The sequence below is a fragment of the Enterobacter sp. MGH120 genome, from assembly GCF_001037725.1.
Lineage (GTDB): Bacteria > Pseudomonadota > Gammaproteobacteria > Enterobacterales > Enterobacteriaceae > Enterobacter > Enterobacter hormaechei_C.
The window spans coordinates 3,199,657-3,222,292 of sequence record NZ_KQ089940.1 but is presented as its reverse complement, the minus strand read 5'-3'; the positions used below and the strand labels follow the sequence as shown (position 1 = coordinate 3,222,292).

General features: G+C 55.9%; 19 protein-coding genes. 8 read left to right on the top strand and 11 right to left on the bottom strand.

What is annotated here, in order from left to right:
- Positions 1–21: 21 nt before the first annotated feature.
- Both mfd and SK54_RS15040 read right to left on the bottom strand, forming a co-directional pair.
- Positions 22–3,468, bottom strand: coding sequence for a transcription-repair coupling factor (gene mfd / locus SK54_RS15045; protein ID WP_048247539.1), 3,447 nt, complete (start codon positions 3,466–3,468; stop codon positions 22–24).
- A gap of 567 nt (positions 3,469–4,035) precedes the next feature.
- Positions 4,036–5,109 (bottom strand): acyltransferase family protein, encoded by a 1,074-nt coding sequence (locus tag SK54_RS15040; RefSeq protein WP_015570811.1) that lies wholly within the window; start codon positions 5,107–5,109, stop codon positions 4,036–4,038.
- 256 nt (positions 5,110–5,365) lie between these two features.
- On the opposite strand from SK54_RS15040, the gene lolC reads away from it, so the two are divergent.
- Genes lolC through cobB form a run of 5 tightly spaced genes read left to right on the top strand, consistent with a single transcriptional unit; the run spans position 5,366 to position 10,305 of the window.
- The gene (gene lolC, locus SK54_RS15035; protein ID WP_017384712.1) at positions 5,366–6,565 is read left to right on the top strand and encodes a lipoprotein-releasing ABC transporter permease subunit LolC; all 1,200 of its coding nucleotides are present in this window, start codon (positions 5,366–5,368) and stop codon (positions 6,563–6,565) included.
- Entirely contained in the window at positions 6,558–7,259 is a 702-nt protein-coding gene (gene lolD, locus SK54_RS15030) for a lipoprotein-releasing ABC transporter ATP-binding protein LolD (protein WP_015570809.1), read from the top strand. The genes lolC and lolD overlap by 8 nt, the downstream gene beginning before the upstream one ends.
- A complete protein-coding gene (lolE, locus tag SK54_RS15025) occupies positions 7,259–8,503 on the top strand; it encodes a lipoprotein-releasing ABC transporter permease subunit LolE (protein WP_045349257.1) in 1,245 nt (414 codons plus the stop codon). The genes lolD and lolE overlap by 1 nt, the downstream gene beginning before the upstream one ends.
- A gap of 54 nt (positions 8,504–8,557) precedes the next feature.
- A complete protein-coding gene (gene nagK, locus SK54_RS15020; RefSeq protein ID WP_015570807.1) occupies positions 8,558–9,469 on the top strand; it encodes an N-acetylglucosamine kinase in 912 nt (303 codons plus the stop codon).
- Positions 9,470–9,483: 14 nt separating this feature from the next.
- On the top strand, positions 9,484–10,305 hold the full coding sequence (gene cobB / locus SK54_RS15015) for a Sir2 family NAD+-dependent deacetylase (RefSeq protein ID WP_006809226.1): 822 nt from the start codon (positions 9,484–9,486) through the stop codon (positions 10,303–10,305).
- A 34-nt stretch (positions 10,306–10,339) separates the two neighbouring features.
- Here the strand turns inward: cobB and potD are convergent, their stop codons facing one another.
- Genes potD through potA form a run of 4 tightly spaced genes read right to left on the bottom strand, consistent with a single transcriptional unit; the run spans position 10,340 to position 14,148 of the window.
- Positions 10,340–11,374 carry a spermidine/putrescine ABC transporter substrate-binding protein PotD gene (gene potD / locus SK54_RS15010; protein ID WP_045344131.1) on the bottom strand — a complete coding sequence of 345 codons (1,035 nt, stop codon included), beginning with the start codon at positions 11,372–11,374 and terminating at the stop codon, positions 10,340–10,342.
- Positions 11,371–12,162 carry a spermidine/putrescine ABC transporter permease PotC gene (potC, locus tag SK54_RS15005; RefSeq protein ID WP_015570805.1) on the bottom strand — a complete coding sequence of 264 codons (792 nt, stop codon included), beginning with the start codon at positions 12,160–12,162 and terminating at the stop codon, positions 11,371–11,373. Before potC ends, potD begins: the two co-directional genes overlap by 4 nt.
- Positions 12,159–13,016 (bottom strand): spermidine/putrescine ABC transporter permease PotB, encoded by an 858-nt coding sequence (gene potB, locus SK54_RS15000; RefSeq protein ID WP_017693625.1) that lies wholly within the window; start codon positions 13,014–13,016, stop codon positions 12,159–12,161. Before potB ends, potC begins: the two co-directional genes overlap by 4 nt.
- Entirely contained in the window at positions 13,000–14,148 is a 1,149-nt protein-coding gene (gene potA, locus SK54_RS14995) for a spermidine/putrescine ABC transporter ATP-binding protein PotA (protein WP_181007831.1), read from the bottom strand. Before potA ends, potB begins: the two co-directional genes overlap by 17 nt.
- A 237-nt stretch (positions 14,149–14,385) precedes the next feature.
- On the opposite strand from potA, the gene pepT reads away from it, so the two are divergent.
- Both pepT and SK54_RS22385 read left to right on the top strand, forming a co-directional pair.
- A complete protein-coding gene (gene pepT, locus SK54_RS14985; RefSeq protein WP_006809220.1) occupies positions 14,386–15,609 on the top strand; it encodes a peptidase T in 1,224 nt (407 codons plus the stop codon).
- Between the two features lie 102 nt (positions 15,610–15,711).
- A complete protein-coding gene (locus SK54_RS22385) occupies positions 15,712–16,203 on the top strand; it encodes an REP-associated tyrosine transposase (RefSeq protein ID WP_047729138.1) in 492 nt (163 codons plus the stop codon).
- Between the two features lie 88 nt (positions 16,204–16,291).
- On the opposite strand, the gene SK54_RS14975 is transcribed toward SK54_RS22385, so the two are convergent.
- The 3 genes from SK54_RS14975 to phoP all read right to left on the bottom strand — a co-directional run bounded on the left by SK54_RS14975 (position 16,292) and on the right by phoP (position 19,640).
- Positions 16,292–17,413: a ribosomal protein uL16 3-hydroxylase gene (locus SK54_RS14975; protein ID WP_017384706.1), complete on the bottom strand. Its 1,122-nt coding sequence runs from the start codon at positions 17,411–17,413 to the stop codon at positions 16,292–16,294.
- A gap of 91 nt (positions 17,414–17,504) precedes the next feature.
- A complete protein-coding gene (gene phoQ / locus SK54_RS14970; RefSeq protein WP_032634007.1) occupies positions 17,505–18,968 on the bottom strand; it encodes a two-component system sensor histidine kinase PhoQ in 1,464 nt (487 codons plus the stop codon).
- Positions 18,969–19,640 carry a two-component system response regulator PhoP gene (gene phoP, locus SK54_RS14965; RefSeq protein WP_026094318.1) on the bottom strand — a complete coding sequence of 224 codons (672 nt, stop codon included), beginning with the start codon at positions 19,638–19,640 and terminating at the stop codon, positions 18,969–18,971.
- A gap of 475 nt (positions 19,641–20,115) precedes the next feature.
- On the opposite strand from phoP, the gene SK54_RS14960 reads away from it, so the two are divergent.
- Positions 20,116–20,508, top strand: coding sequence for a hypothetical protein (locus SK54_RS14960; RefSeq protein ID WP_168728655.1), 393 nt, complete (start codon positions 20,116–20,118; stop codon positions 20,506–20,508).
- An 86-nt stretch (positions 20,509–20,594) separates the two neighbouring features.
- On the opposite strand, the gene purB is transcribed toward SK54_RS14960, so the two are convergent.
- Together purB and hflD are read right to left on the bottom strand one after the other, a co-directional pair.
- The gene (gene purB / locus SK54_RS14955; RefSeq protein ID WP_017693620.1) at positions 20,595–21,965 is read right to left on the bottom strand and encodes an adenylosuccinate lyase; all 1,371 of its coding nucleotides are present in this window, start codon (positions 21,963–21,965) and stop codon (positions 20,595–20,597) included.
- 19 nt (positions 21,966–21,984) lie between these two features.
- A complete protein-coding gene (hflD, locus tag SK54_RS14950) occupies positions 21,985–22,614 on the bottom strand; it encodes a high frequency lysogenization protein HflD (RefSeq protein ID WP_006809213.1) in 630 nt (209 codons plus the stop codon).
- Positions 22,615–22,636 lie beyond the last annotated feature (22 nt).

Genomic DNA, 22,636 nt, shown 5'->3' with positions numbered 1-22,636 from the left:
GGGCGCTGGCGGGGGATACCGTTATGCGATGGCGTTCTCTTCCAGCTGACGCATAAAGTTACGCACCCAGTCCATGCGGGTTTTACGTTCCGTCAGATCCTGAGTGAATTTCAGACGCGTCGGGCCATCAAGACGGAAATGCTGCGGCTGTTTTTGCAGGAGGCCAATCAGCCACATCGGATCGACGTGGTTCTTCTCGGCAAACTCAATGACGCCGCCTTTCTCATTGCCTTCAAGCTTGCGAATGCCCAGCTTCTGCGCCTGCTGACGCAGGCGGGCAATATCCAGCAGGTTACGCGCCGCATCGGGCAATATCCCAAAACGGTCAATCAGTTCGACTTTGATCTCTTCCAGCTCGCCTTCGCTTTTCGCGCTGGCAATGCGTTTGTAGAACGACAGACGGGTATTCACGTCAGGAATAAAATCATCCGGCAGCAGAGAAGGCATGCGCAGTTCCACTTCGGTCTGCTGGCTGGTGAGATCTTCCAGAGACGGTTCACGTCCGGTTTTAAGCGCGTCGACGGCATTTTCCAGCAGCTCCATATACAGCGAGAAACCGATGGTTTCCATGGAGCCGCTCTGGTCTTCACCCAGCAGCTCACCGGCGCCGCGGATCTCCAGGTCGTGGGTCGCCAGCGCAAAGCCAGCACCCAGATCTTCCAGCGAGGCGATAGCTTCCAGACGCTTTTGCGCGTCGGTGGTCATCGCCTTCGGATGCGGCGTCAGCAGCCAGGCGTAGGCCTGATGGTGCGAGCGCCCGACGCGCCCGCGCAGCTGGTGCAGCTGGGCCAGGCCGAAGTGATCCGCACGTTCGATGATGATGGTGTTCGCCGTCGGAATGTCGATCCCGGTCTCAATGATGGTGGTACACACCAGCACGTTGAAACGCTGGTGGTGGAAATCGTTCATCACCCGCTCCAGCTCGCGCTCGCGCATCTGGCCGTGACCAATGGCGATGCGCGCTTCCGGTACCAGCTCTGCCAGCCTGTCGGCGGCTTTCTGAATATTTTCGACGTCGTTATAAAGGTAATACACCTGGCCGCCGCGCAGCACTTCGCGCAGGATCGCCTCGCGCACCACCAGATTGTCGTACTCGCGAACAAAGGTTTTCACCGCCAGACGGCGCGCCGGTGGGGTGGCGATTATCGACAGATCGCGCATGCCGCTCATCGCCATGTTCAGGGTGCGCGGGATCGGCGTTGCGGTCAGGGTCAGAATGTCGACGTCGGCGCGCATCGCTTTGATGCGCTCTTTATGGCGCACCCCGAAGCGGTGCTCTTCATCCACGATCAGCAGCCCCAGATCTTTCCAATTCACGTCGCTTTGCAGCAGCTTGTGAGTGCCGATCAGAATATCAATTTTGCCTTCGCTTGCCTGTTCCAGGATTTGCGTCTGCTCTTTGGCGCTGCGAAAACGCGACAGCATCTCAATGCGCACCGGCCAGTTGGCGAAGCGGTCGCGGAAGTTGTCGAAGTGCTGCTGGGCGAGGAGGGTAGTCGGCACCAGCACCGCCACCTGCTTGTTGTTTTCCACCGCCAAAAAGGCGGCACGCATCGCCACTTCGGTTTTGCCGAAGCCCACGTCACCGCAGACCAAGCGGTCCATGGCCAGCGGCTGGCACATGTCGCTCAGCACGGCGTTAATGGCCTGGGCCTGATCCGGCGTAGTTTCAAACGGGAAGCTGTCGCAGAACAGCTGATACTGCTCTTTATCATGCTTAAACGCATAGCCCTCTTTGGCCGCACGCTGGGCGTAAATATCCAGCAGCTCGGCGGCCACGTCGCGTACTTTTTCCGCCGCCTTCTGGCGCGCGCGCGCCCAGGCATCGCCGCCCAGCTTATGCAGCGGCGCGTTGTCTTCCGCGCCGCCAGCGTAGCGACTGATCAGGTGCAGGGACGACACCGGCACGTACAGTTTGGCGTCGTTGGCGTAGGTCAGCATCAGGTATTCACCTTTGATGCCGCCTGCTTCGAGGGTGGTCATCCCCTGATAGCGACCCACCCCGTGTTCAAGGTGAACGATCGGCTGACCGGGGTGCAGTTCGGCCAGGTTACGGATCAGGGTGTCTGGGTTGATGGTGCGACGGCTGTCCTGACGACGGCGCGCGACGCGCTCGCCCAGCAGGTCGCTTTCACAAATCAACGCCAGGTTATTGAGCGTATCAATGAATCCGTGCTCGGCGGCGCCGATCATCAGGTAACGGCCATTTCCGGTCGCTTCGCTCAGGCGAAGAATGCGCTTCGGCGCAACTTTGATCCGTCCCAGCAGTTCGCCCAGCGCTTCACGGCGACCCTCACTTTCAACGGAGAAGACCACCGGCCCGGTGAAGGACTCAAGAAACTTGCGCAGATTATCAAGCGGGGATTTCTGCTGCGCCTGGACGGCCAGGTCAGGCAGCGTCCGGAACGCGAGATTGGTGTTCGCCGCCTTCTCGGCAAGCGCGTCGGTTTTGAGCTGCATGCGCGGCCAGCGTTTCAGCTCGGCGTTGAGCTCGTCGGTACGTAGCCACAGCATTTCCGGCGGCAGCAGCGGACGCATCGGGTCAACGCCCCGGTTTTCAAAGCGGGCGCGCGTTTCGCTTTCAAAGCGGCTGGCACTGGCGTCGATATCCCCGGTGTTAACAATCAGCGTATTCGCCGGGAAGTAGCTGAACAGCGCCGGCAGCGGTTCGTTAAAGAACAGGGGCTGCCAGTACTCGATCCCGGCCGGAAGGGTGCCCTTGCTGACTTGCTGGTAGATATGTTCGGCATCGCGCTTCACGTCGAACCTGTCGCGCCACTGGCTGCGGAACAGCTCGATGGCGGTTTTATCCGTCGGGAACTCATGGGCGGGCAGTAGGTTAATGGAGTCCACTTCCTCCAGCGTGCGCTGGGTGTCAGCGTCGAACACGCGCAGGCTGTCGATCTCATCATCAAAGAAATCCAGACGATATGGCCGATCGCTGCCCATCGGATAGAGATCCAGCAGCGCACCGCGCGTCGCATATTCGCCGTGCTCCATCACCTGGTCGACATGTCGATAGCCGGCTCCGTCCAGCTGCACGCGCAGGGCATCGCGCGACAGGCGCTGGCCTTTTTTCATCACCAGCGCATGGCCGTGCAAATAGCTGTGCGGACAGACGCGCTGCATCAGGGTGTTCACTGGTACAATCAGCACGCCGCGCTGCATGGTGGGAAGCTGATACAGCGTCGACAGGCGTGAAGAGATGATCTCCTGGTGCGGAGAAAAACTGTCGTAGGGAAGCGTTTCCCAGTCGGCCAGGCTGAATACCAGACTGTCGGTGAACTGACGAATTTCGTCGTGCAGGCGCAGGGCGTTTTGCATGTCCGGGGCAACCAGCACCACCGGCCCTGGATGCCGCTCAGCAATTTCCGCCACCAGGGTGGCGCAGGCCGCGCCCGTGAGTTCGCCCAGCTGGCGCTGGTCGCCCGCTTTGACAGGCAAGGAGTAACGATAGTGTTCAGGCATGGCTATGTCAGAGTCTCTTGGGGATATACCAACAGTATTGGGGCATATCACTGATACGCAATGTCTTTATTATCCTCGATCGTTTTACATAAGCAAATCGTAACCGCACAAGAGGGAAAGTGCCCCCGGATGGGTAGAGAGTTCCTCAGTAATTTGAAAGCAGAAGCAATAACGTTGTCTTCAGACTAACTGAGGGCTTTCAGCGATGCCCTGGTCCGGCTGTAAATCGCTGAGGCGTTTCCTGAAGGCCGGGGCGAGGCGCAGGGATGCGCCGAGAGGGCGTGGCCTGCATGGATGCAGGCTCATGCCCGACCCGATAGCCGGAAGGAATAAGCCGAGGGTATCGCGAAGCGACGATTTACCGCCGGGAGCCCGGGTTGCCAGGGTGGTGGCGACTGAGCCACCCTGGCACGTTCACCGCTCGTGCGGTTATAGAATAGCAAGGAACATAAGGTGAACGGAACGAGCACCACAGCTGTATGTTCACCCTCACCCCAGCCCTCTCCCATAGGGAGAGGGAGCCGTCTGTGCAGGCCTTATTTTGTAGCCCGTATGGGACAGGGTTAGTTAGCGGGTCGTGGGCACGGGCGAAAGCCGCGCGGGAGGGGAGAAGAAAAGATCGCCAAAGAGGGCGGTCGAGAGCTTACGTGCCCCCAGCCCAACCAGCGTGCAGACGAGCAGGCTGATAAATGGATAAACCAGAATCAGCGTTAACTCCGCCCAGATCGGCCAGTACGCCGCATTCATTTCGCGGATCAGGAGCAGGCTAAATGCCTCGATTAAAATGCGGTGGGTGGTATATATCGCGATGGTGTTTGAACCGATGACGTTCAGCAGATTATTGGGATGAACGGCATAACGCTGCTCGAAGCTGTAAAAGAGCTTCATGATAACCACGATTGACAGCAGAGAGAGCGGCAGAGGGACATTAGCGAACCACAGCACCACCGACACCGCACCAGAGGCGATGAGTATCAGACAGCTGCGGCGCAAATTCATCCCTTTCATCCACGCCATCAACTGCGCGCCGTACCATGCGCCGAGGCTGTAGTAGACCATGTTGCGCACCACGCTGTTCATTCCCCACCACGGTAACGGCAGGAAGTTGATGGCGATGCTTGCCAGCGCCAGAAGCCCCAGCATCGGCAGTTTCCAGCGGCTCAGCAGCTTACAGAGCGTAAAGTAGACCACTAAGGCGTACAAATACCATAGGCTGGTGCTGGCCGTGAGCATTCCCCGTACAAACCCTGAAACGGAATCGGCGTAGGCCGCATTGGATGCTGTCGCCAGCTCTCGCTCGGGGGCGAGCCAGGCATTCAGATGAGTCAGCGCCTGCCATTGCAGGACGCCCCACAGGGCCAAAACCCAGACAATGCTCCAGATCCGCTTGTCGAGACTGGTGCGCCAGTTCACCTCGTCAATATATCGACGGATCAAATAGCCGGAGATAAAGAAAAACACCGGCATACGGAACGGGGCAAGGTAAAGATTAAAGTAGACCCAGCATTTGGCGAGCAGGCCCGATAACGGATGCTGTAGCCCGTCCAGGTGAGGATAAAAGGTGATCACCGAGTGGTAAATCACCACCAGGCAGATGCACAGACCTTTTATCTGGTTAATCCATAATGCTTTTTGTTTCATTGTGCGTGACGACCTTGTTGCCATAAACGAAAGGACGATTGTTGTAAAATGAAACCCTGATGTAACGGGTAACAGTCTGTATCAGGACGATTTTCGGAAAAGGTGGAGGCTGTCTGGCGGAAGTTCAGTCAGTAGCATGATGATTTATCTGAATTTTTCGGAAAAATGATTACCGAATCTTACGGTTTCAGTCATTTACGCTTAGCGGATTCGCTTATATACTCGTGGGTCTGCTATCAGCAAACAGACGGATTTCATGTATCAACCTGTCGCACTCTTTATAGGCTTACGTTACATGCGTGGGCGCGCCGCGGACCGCTTCGGTCGCTTTGTCTCCTGGCTTTCGACTATTGGCATTACGCTTGGCGTGATGGCACTGGTGACGGTGCTTTCCGTCATGAACGGCTTCGAGCGCGAGCTGCAAAACAATATCCTGGGGCTGATGCCGCAGGCCGTTCTCTCTTCCACTCAGGGTTCCGTTAATCCGCAACAGCTGCCGGAAAGCGCGGTGAAGTTACAGGGTGTCACGCGCGTTGCGCCGCTCACGACGGGCGATGTGGTGCTGCAAAGCGCCCGTAGCGTGGCGGTCGGGGTGATGCTGGGTATCGATCCGGCGCAAAAAGATCCGCTGACGCCGTTCCTGGTCAATGTGAAACAAACCGACCTGGAAGCGGGTAAATACAACGTCATCCTCGGCGAGCAGCTTGCCGGGCAGCTCGGGGTCAACCGTGGCGATCAGCTGCGTGTGATGGTGCCGTCAGCCAGTCAGTTTACGCCGATGGGGCGTCTGCCAAGCCAGCGCCTGTTCAACGTGATTGGCACGTTTGCGGCGAACAGCGAAGTTGATGGTTACCAGATGCTGGTTAACATTCAGGACGCCTCGCGTCTGATGCGCTACCCGGCGGGAAATATCACCGGCTGGCGTCTGTGGCTTGATGCGCCGCTGAAGGTGGATACCCTTAGCCAGCAGACGCTACCGGAAGGGACGAAATGGCAGGACTGGCGCGACCGGAAGGGCGAACTGTTCCAGGCCGTGCGCATGGAGAAAAACATGATGGGGCTGCTGCTGAGCCTGATCGTGGCCGTTGCCGCGTTTAATATCATCACCTCGCTCGGGCTGATGGTGATGGAGAAGCAAGGCGAAGTCGCCATTCTGCAAACTCAGGGGCTGACTCCGCGCCAGATCATGGCGGTATTTATGGTCCAGGGTGCCAGCGCTGGCATCATCGGCGCGCTGCTCGGCGCGGCGCTGGGGGCGCTGCTCGCCAGCCAGCTCAACAATCTCATGCCGATTATCGGCGCGCTGCTTGATGGCGCGGCGCTGCCGGTGGCAATCGAGCCGCTCCAGGTGGTCGGTATTGCGCTGGCCGCGATGGCCATTGCGCTGCTTTCTACGCTTTATCCTTCCTGGCGGGCTGCCGCCACTCAACCCGCTGAGGCTTTACGTTATGAATAAGATCCTGTTGCAGTGCGACAACCTGTCCAAACGCTATCAGGAAGGCACTGTGCAGACCGACGTGTTGCACAATGTGAGTTTTAGCGTGGGCGAAGGCGAGATGATGGCGATTGTCGGTAGCTCTGGCTCCGGTAAAAGTACGTTGCTGCATCTGCTTGGCGGGCTGGACACGCCAACCGAAGGCGATGTGATCTTCTCCGGGCAGCCGCTGAGTAAAATGTCGTCTACGGCGAAAGCCGAGCTGCGTAACCGCGAGCTGGGCTTTATCTATCAGTTCCACCATCTGCTGCCGGACTTTACGGCGCTGGAAAACGTCGCAATGCCGCTGCTGATTGGTAAAAAGAAACCCGCGGAAATTAATGCCCGCGCCAGCGACATGCTAAAAGCGGTAGGGCTGGGTCATCGCGGAAATCACCGTCCGTCTGAGCTTTCCGGCGGTGAGCGTCAGCGTGTGGCCATCGCCCGTGCGCTGGTCAACAACCCGCGCCTGGTGCTGGCGGATGAACCGACAGGTAACCTCGATGCGCGTAACGCAGACAGCATTTTCCAGCTTCTCGGCGAACTGAACGCCGCGCAGGGAACCGCGTTTCTGGTGGTCACCCACGATTTACAACTGGCTAAGCGGATGGGGCGTCAGCTGGAAATGCGCGACGGTCGTCTGAATGCTGAACTGACGCTGATGGGAGCGGAGTAATGGCTTCACCGTTATCGTTACTCATCGGGTTACGCTTTAGCCGCGGTCGTCGCCGGAGCGGGATGGTATCCCTTATCTCCGTGATCTCCACCATCGGTATCGCCCTGGGCGTGGCGGTGTTGATCGTGGGCTTAAGCGCCATGAACGGCTTTGAGCGTGAACTGAATAACCGCATTCTGGCCGTTGTCCCCCACGGTGAAATCGAGCCGGTTAACCAGCCGTGGTCCAACTGGCGTGATGCCCTTAACAAAGTGGAAAAGGTGCCCGGCATTGCGGCGGCTGCACCTTACATCAACTTTACCGGGCTGGTAGAGAGCGGGGTAAACCTGCGCGCCATTCAGGTGAAAGGGGTAAATCCTCGTCAGGAAGAGCGTCTGAGCGCGCTGCCGCGCTATGTGCAAAATGGCGCATGGGCAAACTTTAAGGCTGGCGAGCAGCAGATCATCATGGGCAAAGGCGTTGCCGATGCGCTGAAGGTGAAGCAGGGCGACTGGGTCTCGATCATGATCCCGAACGCCAGCGCTGATCACAAATTGCAGCAGCCTAAGCGCGTACGTCTGCACGTCACCGGTATTTTGCAACTGAGCGGCCAGCTCGATCACAGCTTCGCGATGGTGCCGCTGGAAGATGCGCGCCAGTATCTGGATATGAGCGACAGCGTGACGGGCATTGCCATTAAGGTTAACGACGTCTTCAACGCCAATAAACTGGTGCGTGACGCTGGCAGCGTGACCAATAACTATGTCTACATCAAAAGCTGGATCGGCACTTACGGTTATATGTACCGTGATATCCAGATGATCCGCGCGATTATGTATCTGGCGATGGTGCTGGTGATTGGGGTGGCGTGTTTTAATATCGTCTCGACGCTGGTCATGGCCGTTAAGGATAAGAGCGGCGACATCGCCGTGCTGCGTACCTTAGGGGCGAAAGACGGTCTTATTCGCGCCATCTTCGTCTGGTACGGTTTGCTGGCGGGGCTGTTTGGCAGCCTCTGCGGCGTGGCGATCGGCGTGGTGGTTTCCCTTCAGCTGACGCCGATTATTAACGGAATTGAAGCGCTTATTGGCCATCAGTTCCTGTCAGGCGATATCTATTTTATTGACTTCCTGCCGTCTGAACTGCACTGGCTGGACGTTATTTATGTGCTGGTTACAGCACTTTTACTGAGTCTGCTGGCAAGCTGGTATCCGGCGCGTCGCGCAAGCCGAATTGATCCGGCGAGGGTATTAAGTGGCCAGTAATTTCGTCATGGTTTAGCGGTCTTTTGGCCGCTGAATCAAACAGAGGAATGCATCATGTATTACGGATTTGATATTGGCGGCACCAAGATTGCGCTCGGCGTGTTCGATAAAGACCTTAAGCTACAATGGGAAACCCGCGTACCCACGCCGCGCGAAAGCTACGATGAATTTTTAACCGCCATTGCCGCGCTGGTGGCGCAAGCGGATGAACGCTTTGGCGTCATAGGCAGCGTCGGCATTGGTATTCCGGGTATGCCCGAAACCGACGATGGCACGCTGTATGCCGCCAACGTTCCTGCTGCCAGCGGCAAACCGCTGCGTGCCGATCTTTCTGCTCTCCTTGAGCGCGACGTGCGCTTAGACAACGATGCCAACTGTTTTGCTCTCTCAGAGGCCTGGGACGACGAGTTTCGTCGCTATCCGCTGGTGATGGGGTTGATCCTCGGAACCGGCGTGGGGGGCGGGATAGTCATTAACGGTAAGCCCATTACCGGGCGCAGCTACATTACCGGCGAATTTGGTCATATCCGTCTGCCGGTGGATGCGCTGGATGTTGTCGGACGTGATTTCCCGTTGATCCGCTGCGGTTGTGGTCAGCACGGCTGTATTGAGAGTTACCTTTCAGGCCGTGGGTTTGCATGGCTTTATGAACACTTCTATCATCAGAAACATGACGCCCCCCAAATCATTACCCTGTGGGAACAAGGGGATGCGCAGGCGCGAGAGCACGTTGAACGCTATCTCGACCTGCTGGCCGTGTGCCTGGGGAATATCCTGACCATCGTCGACCCGGATCTGCTGGTGATCGGGGGAGGGCTGTCAAATTTCACTGCGATTACGGAACAGTTGTCCGGGCGTCTGCCCCGACATTTATTGCCGGTCGCCCGCGTGCCGCGCATTGAACGCGCGCGACACGGGGACGCAGGAGGCATGCGCGGAGCCGCATTCCTTCATCTCACCGATTAGTTTACGAGGTTATTATGCTGTCGCGTCGCCAGGGTCGACTCAGCCGTTTTCGCAAAAATAAACGCCGCTTACGTGAACGCCTGCGTCAGCGGATCTTTTTCAGAGACAGGATGATGCCAGAAGCGATGGATAAACCCAGAGTGGTGGTGTTGACCGGGGCGGGGATCTCCGCCGAATCCGGTATTCAGACCTTCCGCGCGGCGGACGGACTGTGGGAAGAACACCGAGTTGAAGATGTGGCGACGCCGGAAGGTTTCGCCCGCGACCCGGCGCTGGTACAGGCGTTCTACAACGCCCGCCGTCGCCAGCTTCAGCAGCCGGAGATTGCGCCGAATGCGGCGCACCTGGCGCTGGCAAAGCTGGAGGAAGCGCTGGGGGATCGTTTTCTGCTGGTCACGCAGAACATCGACAATCTTCACGAAAGGGCCGGAAACCACAACATCATTCACATGCACGGCGAACTGCTCAAGGTGCGGTGCGCATGGAGTGGTCAGGTGCTGGACTGGAAAGAGGACGTGCTGGACGAAGACCGCTGCCACTGCTGTCAGTTCCCTTCGCGTCTGCGTCCGCATGTGGTCTGGTTTGGCGAAATGCCGCTGGGAATGGATGAGATCTACAGCGCCCTGGCTATGGCGGACGTCTTTATCGCCATTGGTACCTCAGGACATGTCTATCCGGCGGCAGGATTTGTTCACGAAGCGCGACTGCAAGGTGCCCATACGGTGGAGCTTAATCTGGAGCCAAGCCAGGTCGGGAGCGAGTTTGAAGAGAAACATTACGGTCTGGCGAGCGAGGTGGTGCCAGCCTTTGTGGATAAACTCCTGAAGGGGCTGTAAGAGTAACGGGCGACATTGCGTCGCCCGTTGTGCATTAACGGCCTGCTTTTAGCTTCTGATAATACTCTTCATACAGGCGGCTCGCGTCACCGACGTCGTTCTGCCATTCCCCTTTGCTGATGGTTTCAGCGTCCGGATAAAGCGATTTATCATTTGCCACTTCAGGGCTTAACAGCTTCCGCGCGGCCAGGTTTGGCGTCGGGTAGCCGATGGTTTCCGCCACCTCTTTTGCCACATCCGGGCGCAGCAGGAAATTAATCAGCTTCAGGGCGCCCTCGACGTTTTTCGCATTCGCCGGGATCGCGAGGCTGTCCATCCAGAAGATGCCGCCCTCCTTCGGCCAGACCACCTCCAGCGGCGTCCCGGCCTGACGCGCCACAAACGCAGAGCCGTTCCAGACCATACCCAGATTCACTTCACCTTCCATATACGGGTTAGCCGGGTTATCCGAGTTGAACGCCGCCACGTTTGGCATCAGCTTTTTCAGTTCGTTATACGCCGCTTCGATCTCTTTCGGATCGGTGGTGTTACCGGAATAGCCGAGTTTACGCAGCGCAACCTGGAACACTTCGCGCGCATCGTCGGTTAACAGCAGGCTGCTTTTGTATTCCGGCTTCCACAGGTCAGCCCAGGATGAAACCGTTTTTGGATCAATGGCATCGCTGTTGACGCCAATTGCCGTCGCGCCCCAGATGTACGGAATGGAGTAGTCGTTGTTCGGGTCGAACGGCTTGTTTAGCATCTCAGGATCGAGGTTTGAAAAATTGGTTAGCTTCGTTTTGTCGATCTTCTGGATCATGCCTTCTTTGCGCATCTTGTCGACGAAATAGGTCGACGGCACCACCAGGTCATACGCGCCATCTTTATAGGTTTTGAGCTTGGCGTACATGGTTTCATTCGACTCGTAGGTCGAATAGATCACCTTGATGCCCGTCTCTTTGGTGAACTGCTCCAGCAGGCCCGGCGGCACATACTCGGTCCAGTTGTAGAAATAGAGCGTTTTGCTGTCATCAGCATGCGCGGAGCCCATTCCGAGCACCAGTGCCGCAGCGGCAAGCATTTTTTTCATTTCTGTGTCCCCTGAGATTTTGTTTTATCACGAGCAATAACCTGGCTGGCAATTACCAGAACCAGCGATAACACCAACAGAATAGTCGCCAGCGCGTTCACTTCGGGTGAAACACCGACTTTAACCATTGAGTAGATCTTCAACGGCAGAATTTCATAGCTCGGCCCGGTGACGAAGGAGGACACGACCACGTCGTCCATCGACAGGGTAAAGCTGAGCAGCCATCCTGCTGCCACGGCGGGCATCGCCAGCGGCAGAATGATTTTGCGCAGAATGGTCATCTCGCTCGCACCCAGATCTTTCGCCGCTTCCAGCATGCGTACGTCGAACCCTTTCAGACGCGCGTAGACGGTTACCACCACAAACGGCAGACAGAAGGTGATATGCGAGAACAGCAGCGACCAGAAACCGAGCTGGACGCCCAGCAGCATAAACAGCACCAGCAGTGAAATGGCCATCACGATATCCGGGGACATCATCACCACAAACAGCATGCCACTGACGAACGGCTTACCGCGAAAACGGTAGCGGTACAGCGCCACGGCGGTCAGCGAGCCAATCAGCGTCGCGAAGGTGGCAGAAAATACCGCCATCGTCAGCGAGTGCTGAGCGGCCTGTAGCAGGCTGTCATTGTTCATCAGCAGGCCATACCATTTGGTGGTAAACCCTTGCCAGTTGATCCCGAAGCGTGAGCTGTTAAAGGAGTTCACGATCAAAATGATTATCGGAATATAGAGATACGCATAAATGGCGGTCATAAAACCGCCGCGAAGCAGTCGACCGATCATTCCAGCTCCACCTTCTTATTCAGCAGGCGTGATGCACGCCAGTAAACCAGCAGCATCAGTCCCATCACCACCGTCAGCGTTATGCTGGTGGCCGAGCCGAACGGCCAGTCGCGGATATTCAGGAACTGACTCTTAATCACGTTACCGATCAGCAGGTTTTTCGCCCCGCCCATCAGGTCCGATACGTAGAACAGGCCCATCGCAGGCAGCATGACCAGCAGACAGCCGGCGATAATACCCGGCATGGTCAGCGGAATAATGATGCGGACAAAGGTTTGTAACTTACTGGCGCCCAGGTCTTTCGCCGCTTCCAGCAGCGGTTTATCGAGCTTTTCAATGCTGGAGTAGAGCGGCATCACCATAAACGGCAGCAGGATATAGACCAGGCCGACAATCACCGCGCCCGGGGTGAACATGATGCGGATCGGCGTCTCGATCACCCCCAGCCACAGCAGAAACTCGTTCAGATAACCTTTGGTGCTGAGGAAGATTTTCAGCCCGTAGATGCGGATTAACGAGTTGGTCCAGAAGGGTACAATCAGTAAAAACAGCAGCAGCGGCCGTACTTTTTGCGGCAGGCGGGCCAGGAACCAGGCGAATGGATACCCCAGCACCAGACAGGCGAGGGTAGCAATCAGCGCCATATTGAGCGAGTGCAGCAGCACGTCAAAATAGAGCGGATCGAGCAGGCGCGCGTAGTTGTCCAGCGTAAAGACCATCGCGACGAAGTTCGCGTCGTCGCGGGTCAGGAAGCTGGTCACGATGATCATCAGGTTGGGTAGAAAGACAAACAACACAAGCCAACCGACGATCGTGGCAATCACCACATTCTGGAACTTACTTGTGTTCTTCATCAGCCAGTACAACCTCCCAGCTTTCTACCCAGTTGATGACCATTTTCTGATCCAGCGAGTGGTCGAAGTCCGGATCGTCCTCGTTAAAGAACTCGCTGACCATCACCATTTTGCCGTTTTCCAGTTCCACAACGGATTCGAGGGTCATCCCTTTGTAGTTGCGTTCGCGAACGTAACCGATCAGACCTTCGGCGTCAGCCGTGTCGTGGATCTCATCAACGCGGAGATCTTCCGGGCGCAGCAGGACGTTGAGCTTTTGCCCCTTCTCGACGGCAAAGTTGACGGTAATATTGCATTCGCGGCCTTCCACGTTCGCGCGAACGCGCTGCTCGTCCAGACGCTCGATCACCGTGGCGTTAAAGATATTGATTTCGCCAATAAAGCTGGCGACGAACAGGTTTTTCGGCTCTTCGTAAATTTCACGCGGGGTGCCATCCTGCTCAATCTTGCCGTCGCGCATCACCACGATACGGTCTGACATGGTCAGGGCTTCTTCCTGATCGTGCGTGACAAACACGAACGTGATGCCGAGCTTACGCTGAAGCGCTTTCAGCTCGTTCTGCATCTGCTTGCGCAGCTTGTAGTCCAGCGCGGAGAGGGATTCATCCAGCAGGAGCAGGCGAGGTTTGTTGACCACGGCGCGGGCAATGGCCACACGCTGCTGCTGACCACCGGAAAGTTGATGCGGCTTGCGCTGGGCGAACGCCTCCAGCTGTACCATGCGCAGGGCTTCGGTAACCCGAGGTGGGATCTCGCTGGCCGGTGTTTTTTGCATCCGCAGGCCAAACGCCACGTTCTCAAACACGGTCATGTGCGGGAACAGGGCATAGCTCTGAAAGACGGTATTGACGTGGCGATCTTCGGCTGGAACCTGGGTTATGTCCTGGTTCTCAAGATGGATATGGCCGTTATCGACGCTTTCCAGCCCGGCGATAAGGCGCAGGACGGTGGTTTTGCCGCAGCCGGAGGGGCCGAGCAGCGTGAGAAACTCACCGTCATTGATGGTCAGATTAAGGTCGGAAATGACATCTTTGCCATCGAAACTTTTACGAATTCGTTCCAGTTGCACCAGCGGTGAAAGGGAACGGGGTTGTGTATTCAATTTTCGCGCTGTCCCATATAGACGCCTCAGGCAGCAGACTGAAGCGGGGTTTGTGTGTAACCACCTTGGTGACTCGTAATGAGGGCGGACATTCTACGGCAAACCCATTGAATCGCCAATCCTTCTCACTTATTCATAAGCTACATTTATTAACGCACAACGATATAAACGTAAAAAGTTCTCGTTTGCGGGATAAAAGTGACCTGACGCAATATTTGCGTTTTGCTGCTTAATGATAATGTTGTCACAAAAAGTGAGGGTGACTGCATGGATAAACTACTTGAGCGTTTCTTACATTACGTTTCGCTGGATACCCAATCTAAGCCGGGGGTCCGACAGGTGCCAAGCACCGAAGGCCAGTGGAAGCTGCTAAATCTGCTGAAAGAGCAGCTGGAGGCCATGGGGCTGGTTGATGTCACGCTCAGCGAAAAAGGGACCGTGATGGGAACGCTGCCGGCGAATATTGACGGCGATATTCCGGCAATTGGCTTTATTTCTCATGTCGATACCTCACCTGATTTTAGCGGTAAACACGTAAACCCGCAGATTGTTGAAAACTATCGCGGCGGTGATATTGCGCTGGGCATTGGCGACGAAGTGCTGTCGCCGGTGATGTTCCCGGTACTGCATCAGCTGCTGGGGCAGACGTTAATCACCACTGACGGCAAAACCTTGCTGGGGGCCGATGACAAAGCGGGCATCGCCGAGATCATGACGGCGCTGGCGGTGCTGAAGGGCAAAAATATCCCACATGGCGATATCCGCGTGGCCTTCACGCCGGATGAAGAGGTTGGAAAAGGCGCAAAACACTTTGACGTTGAGGCGTTTAACGCGCAGTGGGCCTACACCGTCGACGGTGGCGGCGTGGGTGAACTGGAGTATGAAAACTTTAACGCGGCATCGGTAACGATCAAAATCGTCGGGAATAACGTGCACCCGGGGTCTGCGAAAGGGGTGATGGTGAATGCGCTGTCGCTGGCTGCGCGTATTCATGCGGAAGTGCCCGCCGAAGAGAGCCCGGAGATGACGGAAGGGTATGAGGGTTTTTATCATCTGACCAGCATCAAGGGGACCGTGGACAGCGCGCAGATGCACTATATTGTCCGCGATTTCGACCGCAAAGCCTTTGAAGCACGCAAACGTAAGATGATGGAGATCGCGAAAAAGGTCGGCAAGGGGCTACATCCGGATTGCTATATTGAACTCATCATCGAAGACAGCTATTACAATATGCGCGATAAGGTGATGGAGCATCCGCATATTCTTGATATCGCCCAGCAGGCGATGCGCGATTGTGACATCGAGCCGGTGATGAAACCGATCCGTGGCGGTACCGATGGTTCACAGCTGTCGTTTATGGGCCTGCCGTGCCCGAACCTGTTTACCGGTGGATATAACTACCACGGCAAGCATGAATTCGTGACGCTGGAAGGGATGGAGAAAGCGGTGCAGGTGATCGTGCGGATAGCGGAGTTAACCGCGAAGCGGTAATGTTTTATGCCGGGTGGCGGCTACGCCTTACCCGGCCTACGGGTGCAATATGTAGGCCGGGTAAGGCGTAGCCGCCACCCGGCACATGAACAGGGAGTTCAAATGTCAAACTACCGCCGCCACTACATCCCCGGTGGGACCTGGTTTTTCACCGTCAATCTGCAAAACCGCCAGAGCGATTTACTTACTCACCACATCGACAGCCTGCGTTCCGCTACCGCCACGGTTAAGCGTGCAAAGCCCTTTACCATTAACGCCTGGGTTATCCTGCCTGAACATATGCACTGTATCTGGACCCTGCCGGAAGGAGACAGTGACTTTTCAGCGCGCTGGCGCGACATCAAAAAAACGTTTAGCCGCAACATTGAAATGCGCCACGTCTGGCAACCGCGTTTCTGGGAGCACACTATTCGCAATGAGCAGGATTATCGGCGGCATATGGATTACGTCTACATCAATCCGCTGAAGCATGGCTATGTCGGGAAAGTCGTCGACTGGCCCTATTCAACGTTTCATCGGGACGTGCGGGAAGGGTTATATCCGGCAGACTGGGCGGGTGAGATTGAGGATTTTGCGGCGGGGGAGCGGAAGTAAAACAAAGCCCGGTGGCGGCTACGCCTTACCCGGCCTACATTTCGATCGTAGGCCCGGTAAGCGCAGCGCCACCGGGCATTAAAGCGGCTCAGTCCTCAAAAAACCAGTACCCGCTGTTCACCAGCGCGGCCAGCATGGCGAGGAAGGAGGGATCGTCCAGTGCGTCGCCAAAGGTATCCGCAGTCAGCACCATATGGCTGGCAATCGCTTCCAGCGCCGGGCGATGCGGAGAGTCCAGGCGCTCGCCGTTGACGAATACCTCTTCGCCAATGCGCAGTACGCGTAATCCGCCCAGACGAACCAGCTTATCGCCCTGCTGGAGCGCATCATAAATTTCATCTGCCTGATACGGCGGCTCTGGTGGTGCGACGTCCAGTTCGTGACGCGACTGGCTGATAAACTCGCCAAACCACTGTCTGAAGTGCTCCGGTTCGTTGATCAGATCCAGCATCATCCCGCGCAGCTTATCCAGCTCCTCTGGCAGAATATCCGCCGGGTGCTCACGCGCCGGAACGTCCGGATCGCTGTAACGGTAGCTGCCCAGCTCACGCTGTAAAACATAGTCAGCAAATCCGCTGATCATCTCGCGCCCGCTTGGCGCGCGGAAACCAACCGAATAGTTCAGCGAGTTTTCCAGGGAATAACCTTCATGCGGGAAGCCCGGTGGGATATAAAGAATGTCACCTGGCTCCAGCTCTTCATCAATGATCCCTTCAAACGGATCAACCTGAAGCAGATCCGGGTGCGGGCAGTGCTGCTTCATTGGCACTTTTTCGCCCACGCGCCAGCGACGGCGCCCGGTACCCTGAATGATAAACACGTCGTACTGATCCAGATGCGGACCCACGCCGCCACCGGGAACGGAGAAGGAGATCATCAGATCGTCCATTCGCCAGTCTGGCAGGGCGCGGAAGGGACGCATTAAGGCTGCGGTGGGTTCGTGCCAGTTGTTGACCGCCTGCACCAGTAAAGACCAGTTGTTTTCGCCCAGATGATCGTAGCTTTCAAAGGGACCGTGGCTGACCTGCCATTTCCCGTCCTGGTGGCTCACCAGACGGCTGTCTACCTCGTTTTCCATCGCCAGACCAGCGAGTTCGTCAGGAGAAATAGGGTCGATAAAATTGCTGATCCCGCGTTTAAGAACGACCGGGCGTTTTTGCCAGTAACGTTCAATAAATTCGGGCCAGTTAAGCGTTAATTGATAATCCATATTTTTGTATTCCGCAGGCTCTTACTGAGACGGATTATAACGGAAGCACCGCCCCCTGACTGCGAGATCCGCGTATTTTTCACATTTCGGGTCAACTATCGTTCGATACGGGATGCTGGCGGCCAAAAATGACTTCCATACGGGCACCGCCCAGCAAACTTTCACCGGTTTCAATCTTGCCCTCGTACTGATCGACGATTTCCCTGGCGACGGATAATCCGACGCCCTGGCCTGGCCGCAGCGTATCGGCGCGCTGGCCGCGATCGAACACCACTTCGCGTTTATTACAGGGAATGCCAGGACCATCATCCTCAACGATAATATGCAGTTCGTTATCCGTTACCCGCGCGGACACCTCGACAAACTCCAGACAATATTTGCAGGCGTTATCGAGCAGGTTTCCCATCACTTCCATAAAGTCATTTTTCTCACCGACAAAGCTAATTTCCGGTGAGATATCAAGACTGATGTTGACCCCTTTACGCTGGTACACCTTGTTCAGCGCAGAGGTGAGGTTATCCAGCAGCGGGGCTACCGGGTGCAGTTCACGGCTCAACAGGGCGCTTCCGGAACGCATGCTCGCGCGGTGCAGGTAATAGCCGATCTGCTGTGAAATACGGCTGATTTGTTCCAGCATCACCGGCTCGGCGTCATCCACGCTCATTTTCGAACTGCGCATGGAACGCAGGGTACTCTGCATCACGGCCAGCGGGGTTTTCAGGCTGTGCGTAAGGTCGGTGAGCGTCGTGCGATACTTGTCGTAGCGTTCACGTTCGCTTTTCAGCAGGCGGTTGAGGTTGCGCACCAGGCTGGTCAGCTCACGCGTGGTCTCCGGGTTTAGCTTCTCGCGGTGATGTTCCTCCAGCTCGCGCACCTCTTTGGCAAGGGATTCAATCGGGCGGAGGCTCCACCACGCAGCAACCCACAGGAGAGGGATCACCAGCAGCAGGTTGGCAGCCAGAACATACACAAACCAGTTCCAGACCATATACGAGCGTTTCAGCTCAACCGGTATGGTATCGATCACCACAATGGTTAACTGCGGCATGTTCAGGGTGGCGGGGTAAAGGTTGATGGCCACAGAGTGGGTCATCTCCGTGTCGTCATCTTCGGCCCGGATCTCATTAAGCTTAATCTGTAAGGCGCGATCGTCACGCAGCAGGCTGCTGGTGGAGTTGAGGTCGGCTTCTATTTCATGAAAACCGTTGGTTTTCAGCCATTCCGGACGGATGCGCTTTTTCAACCACGGGACATCGCGCTGGGCCCAAAGCAATTTCCCTTTTTCATCATAGATCAGCGCTAGCGTCGGGCTCTGCTGATTCAGGTTTTCCGGCATCTCGACGGTGATTCGGTTGTTCTCCCACTTCGCCAGGGTATAAAACAGGTTACTTTCGCCGCGAAGCAAGCGGAAGGTGGTTTTATCGAAGCTCACGCTATAACCGACCAACGCCACCATCCCGTAAGAGAGCGACAGCACCAGCACGACGGCGGCGGTTGCCAGCAAAAAGCGAACCCGCAGCGAAAGGGGTAAAATGTGGCGCAATATCCCTTTCATTTAGCGTAATTCGAACAGGTAGCCCTGACCACGCACGGTGGTGATCACGTCATGCGGGTACTGCGCCTGAATTTTTTTACGCAGGCGACCCATCAGTACGTCAATGGTGTGGCTTTCGCGCAGCTCGGCATCCGGATAGAGCTGAAGCATCAGGGAATCTTTGCTCACCACTTTACCGTTGTTACGGATCAGCGTTTCCATGATGGTGTATTCGAATGCGGTCAGCTTGATCACTTCATCATTAATAGAAAATTCGCGGCGAGAGAGGTCCACTTGGAACGGCGGCAGAGAGATAACCTGTGACGCCAGCCCGCTGTTGCGGCGCAGCAGCGCCTGCATACGCGCAGCGACTTCTTCAATATGGAAGGGTTTGGTCACGTAGTCATCCGCGCCAGCGCTCAGGACTTCAACCTTGTCCTGCCAGCCTTCGCGGGCAGTCAGCACCAGCACCGGCAGGGAAACGTCATGGCTACGCCAGCGGCGGATAAGGGACAATCCGTCTTCATCCGGCAGCCCTAAATCGACAATGGCGATGTCCGGCAGGTGTTCATTGAGATAATAATCGGCCTCTTTTGCGTCTTCAGCATCATCCACCTGATGACCCATCTCCTGAAGTTGAACTTTCAGGTGATGACGTAGCAATGCGTTATCCTCAACAACCAGTACGCGCATCATCACTTCTCCCTTTATAAATGGTATGAATAGTTTAACGCTGATTATTCAGGTTGACACCAGCGCAATGAAATTAAATGATTTTTTCATGCTCCCGAACACAGGGGGGGATGACGCCAGGCACCTGATTATTAAGTATGTTGACCTGAGCCTGGTTCATATCACCCACCCAACTCACGTAAGCCTCATGCGCCCCCAGCAGGCGCGGGTAATATAAACTGACTTGTTTTCGCAAGCTTTCGCAATCCCGATAAAACAGCCATCCGTTTATGAACTGTTGAAGGCGAGTCGCTTTTTGGACAGCACGGGCACGCCAGTTTTGTAAATATTGCCCTTTTTTTTGTAAGGATGTTCTCACTATGCCTGGCTTTGTCTACGCTTATTTTATGGTGCGAAATTAGATTTGCATAAGATGTGCCAGAAAAGCAGCATTTTTACACAACAAAACAGCAATATAGCGAGTAAAGAGGACTTTATGGAATGGAAGGTTGTTGAGACTATTGCGAGCCCGGAAAGCGGAACCATCTTTTGCAAAGTTGAAACACAGTATGGCCTGAATTATATCCTGTGGTTAAAGGGAGATTATTACGTTCGTACAGGTGAAATCATCACCACTTCAAACCAGGGGATCCTGATTAACGATCGGCGGCGTAGAGTATGGATAGCGCAGGCAATGCCCTTTACATCAATAGGCTGGATGGGGTTCAAACAGAAAAACGCGTGTCCAGGCAACCGACAGGAGATGGATCGCCCGTGCACGGCTGAAACCCCGTGCCAGTTCAAACTTTGCCCGTTCGGCTTAAAACGGTATATTCCGGAAAGTTATTCCACGGCAAAAAATAACATTCAGCCTGACGGCAGGCTCTAATCCCGGCAAAACAGATAATGTGACGTGAAATGTCGGCTCGATGATGTAAAGCAGCCCCCTTTCCAGGTGGAAAGGGGGAAGGGCGATTACTTCAGCTCGTCAACCATAGCGATGGCACGGCCAATATAGTTTGCCGGGGTCATCTCTTTCAGGCGCGCTTTTTCTTCTTCTGGCAGCGCCAGACCGTCGATAAACTGTTTCATACCTTCAGCATCAACGCGTTTACCGCGGGTCAGCTCTTTGAGTTTCTCGTACGGTTTTTCGATGCCGTAACGACGCATCACGGTCTGAATCGGCTCCGCCAGCACTTCCCAGTTGTGATCCAGCTCGTCCAGCAGACGGTCGCGGTTAACTTCCAGTTTGCTCACACCTTTCAGGGTGGACTGGTAGGCGATCAGCGCGTAGCCAATACCTACGCCCAGGTTACGCAGCACCGTGGAGTCAGTCAGGTCGCGCTGCCAGCGGGAGACCGGCAGCTTGCTCGCCATATGCTGCAACACGGCATTCGCCAGACCCAGGTTACCTTCGGAGTTTTCGAAGTCGATTGGGTTCACTTTGTGCGGCATGGTGGACGAACCGATTTCCCCGGCGATGGTCTTCTGCTTGAAGTGGTTCAGGGCGATGTAACCCCATACATCACGATCGAAGTCGATCAGGATGGTGTTGAAGCGCGCAATGCAGTCAAACAGCTCGGCGATGTAGTCGTGCGGCTCAATTTGGGTGGTGTACGGGTTCCACTGGATCCCCAGAGAGGTCACAAACTCTTCGCTGAACTGGTGCCAGTCCACTTCCGGGTACGCGGCGATGTGGGCGTTGTAGTTACCCACCGCGCCGTTGATTTTGCCGAGGATCTCAACCTGCTCCAGCTGACGATACTGGCGTTCCATGCGGTACGCCACGTTCGCCATCTCTTTACCCATGGTGGATGGGGTTGCTGGCTGGCCGTGAGTACGGGACAGCAGCGGAATGTCGCGGTATTCCACGGACAGCGCTTTCACCGCATCAATGATTTTACGCCAGTAAGGGAGTACTACCTCTTTCCGCGCGGTAGAGAGCATCAGCGCGTGAGACAGGTTGTTAATATCTTCAGACGTACAGGCGAAGTGAATAAATTCAGATACCGCGTGCAGGGCAGGGACGCTTGCCACTTTCTCTTTCAGGAAGTATTCAACCGCTTTCACGTCGTGGTTGGTGGTGCGTTCGATGGTTTTAATGCGCGCGGCATCTTCTTCGCTGAACTCAGCAACGATTTTATCAAGGTAATCGTTTGCCTTTGCGTCAAAAGCAGGAACTTCCTTGATTGCTGTCTGGGCGGCCAGCTTTTGCAGCCAGCGTACTTCAACCTGAACACGGAACTTCAGCAGGCCATATTCGCTGAAGATCCCGCGCAGCGCGCTGACTTTATCGCCGTAGCGTCCATCGACAGGGGATACGGCGGTCAGTGAGGATAATTCCATAATTCGCAACTCCGGGAGGTTAACAATGAGCAAGAATTTGTTTTGCCTGAGTCGTCAGGCGATGACGAGAAAACATTAACTGTAGGCGGCCACCGCCGACCTGTTGCCACAGCACGGCGGCACGGATGCCTGCCAGCAGCGAAGCGCGTACCTTCGCCTGTACCTGTGGGCTTTGCAATACGGCAGGCGAACCGGTGACCTGAATACGCGGGCCGAGCGGGCTAATCACGTCAACGTAGATACCGGCCATCGCGCTGAGCAGGGTCTCAGACTGGAGGTCAAAGTGGTCGAGCTGGCGCTGTAGCCCGGCGATGCGGTCGCCCAGGGTATTCATTGCGCCTTTTGCCGCATTAAGCTTACGTTCCAGCACCATCAGGCTTAAGGTGTAGCGGGTCAGTTCCGCGTTCAACCCCTGACGGTTGCTGGCGTTGAGCACGCCGAGCAGAGTTTCAAGACCGAGACGAAGATTGGTTTCACTGCCGCCAAAGACGCCCAGCGTGGAGCCTGGGTTAAGATCGATAACGCTGTTGAGTGAAACGTGCAGGGCATCAGCGTCGCAATGACCCTGATGCGCCAGCTGTTGCACCAGACGGGCTGACTGGCAAATTCCCGCCAGCGCCAGGGTGATGTCATAATAGTTCTTCGCCACACGGTCTCCTTTATGTGTGCAA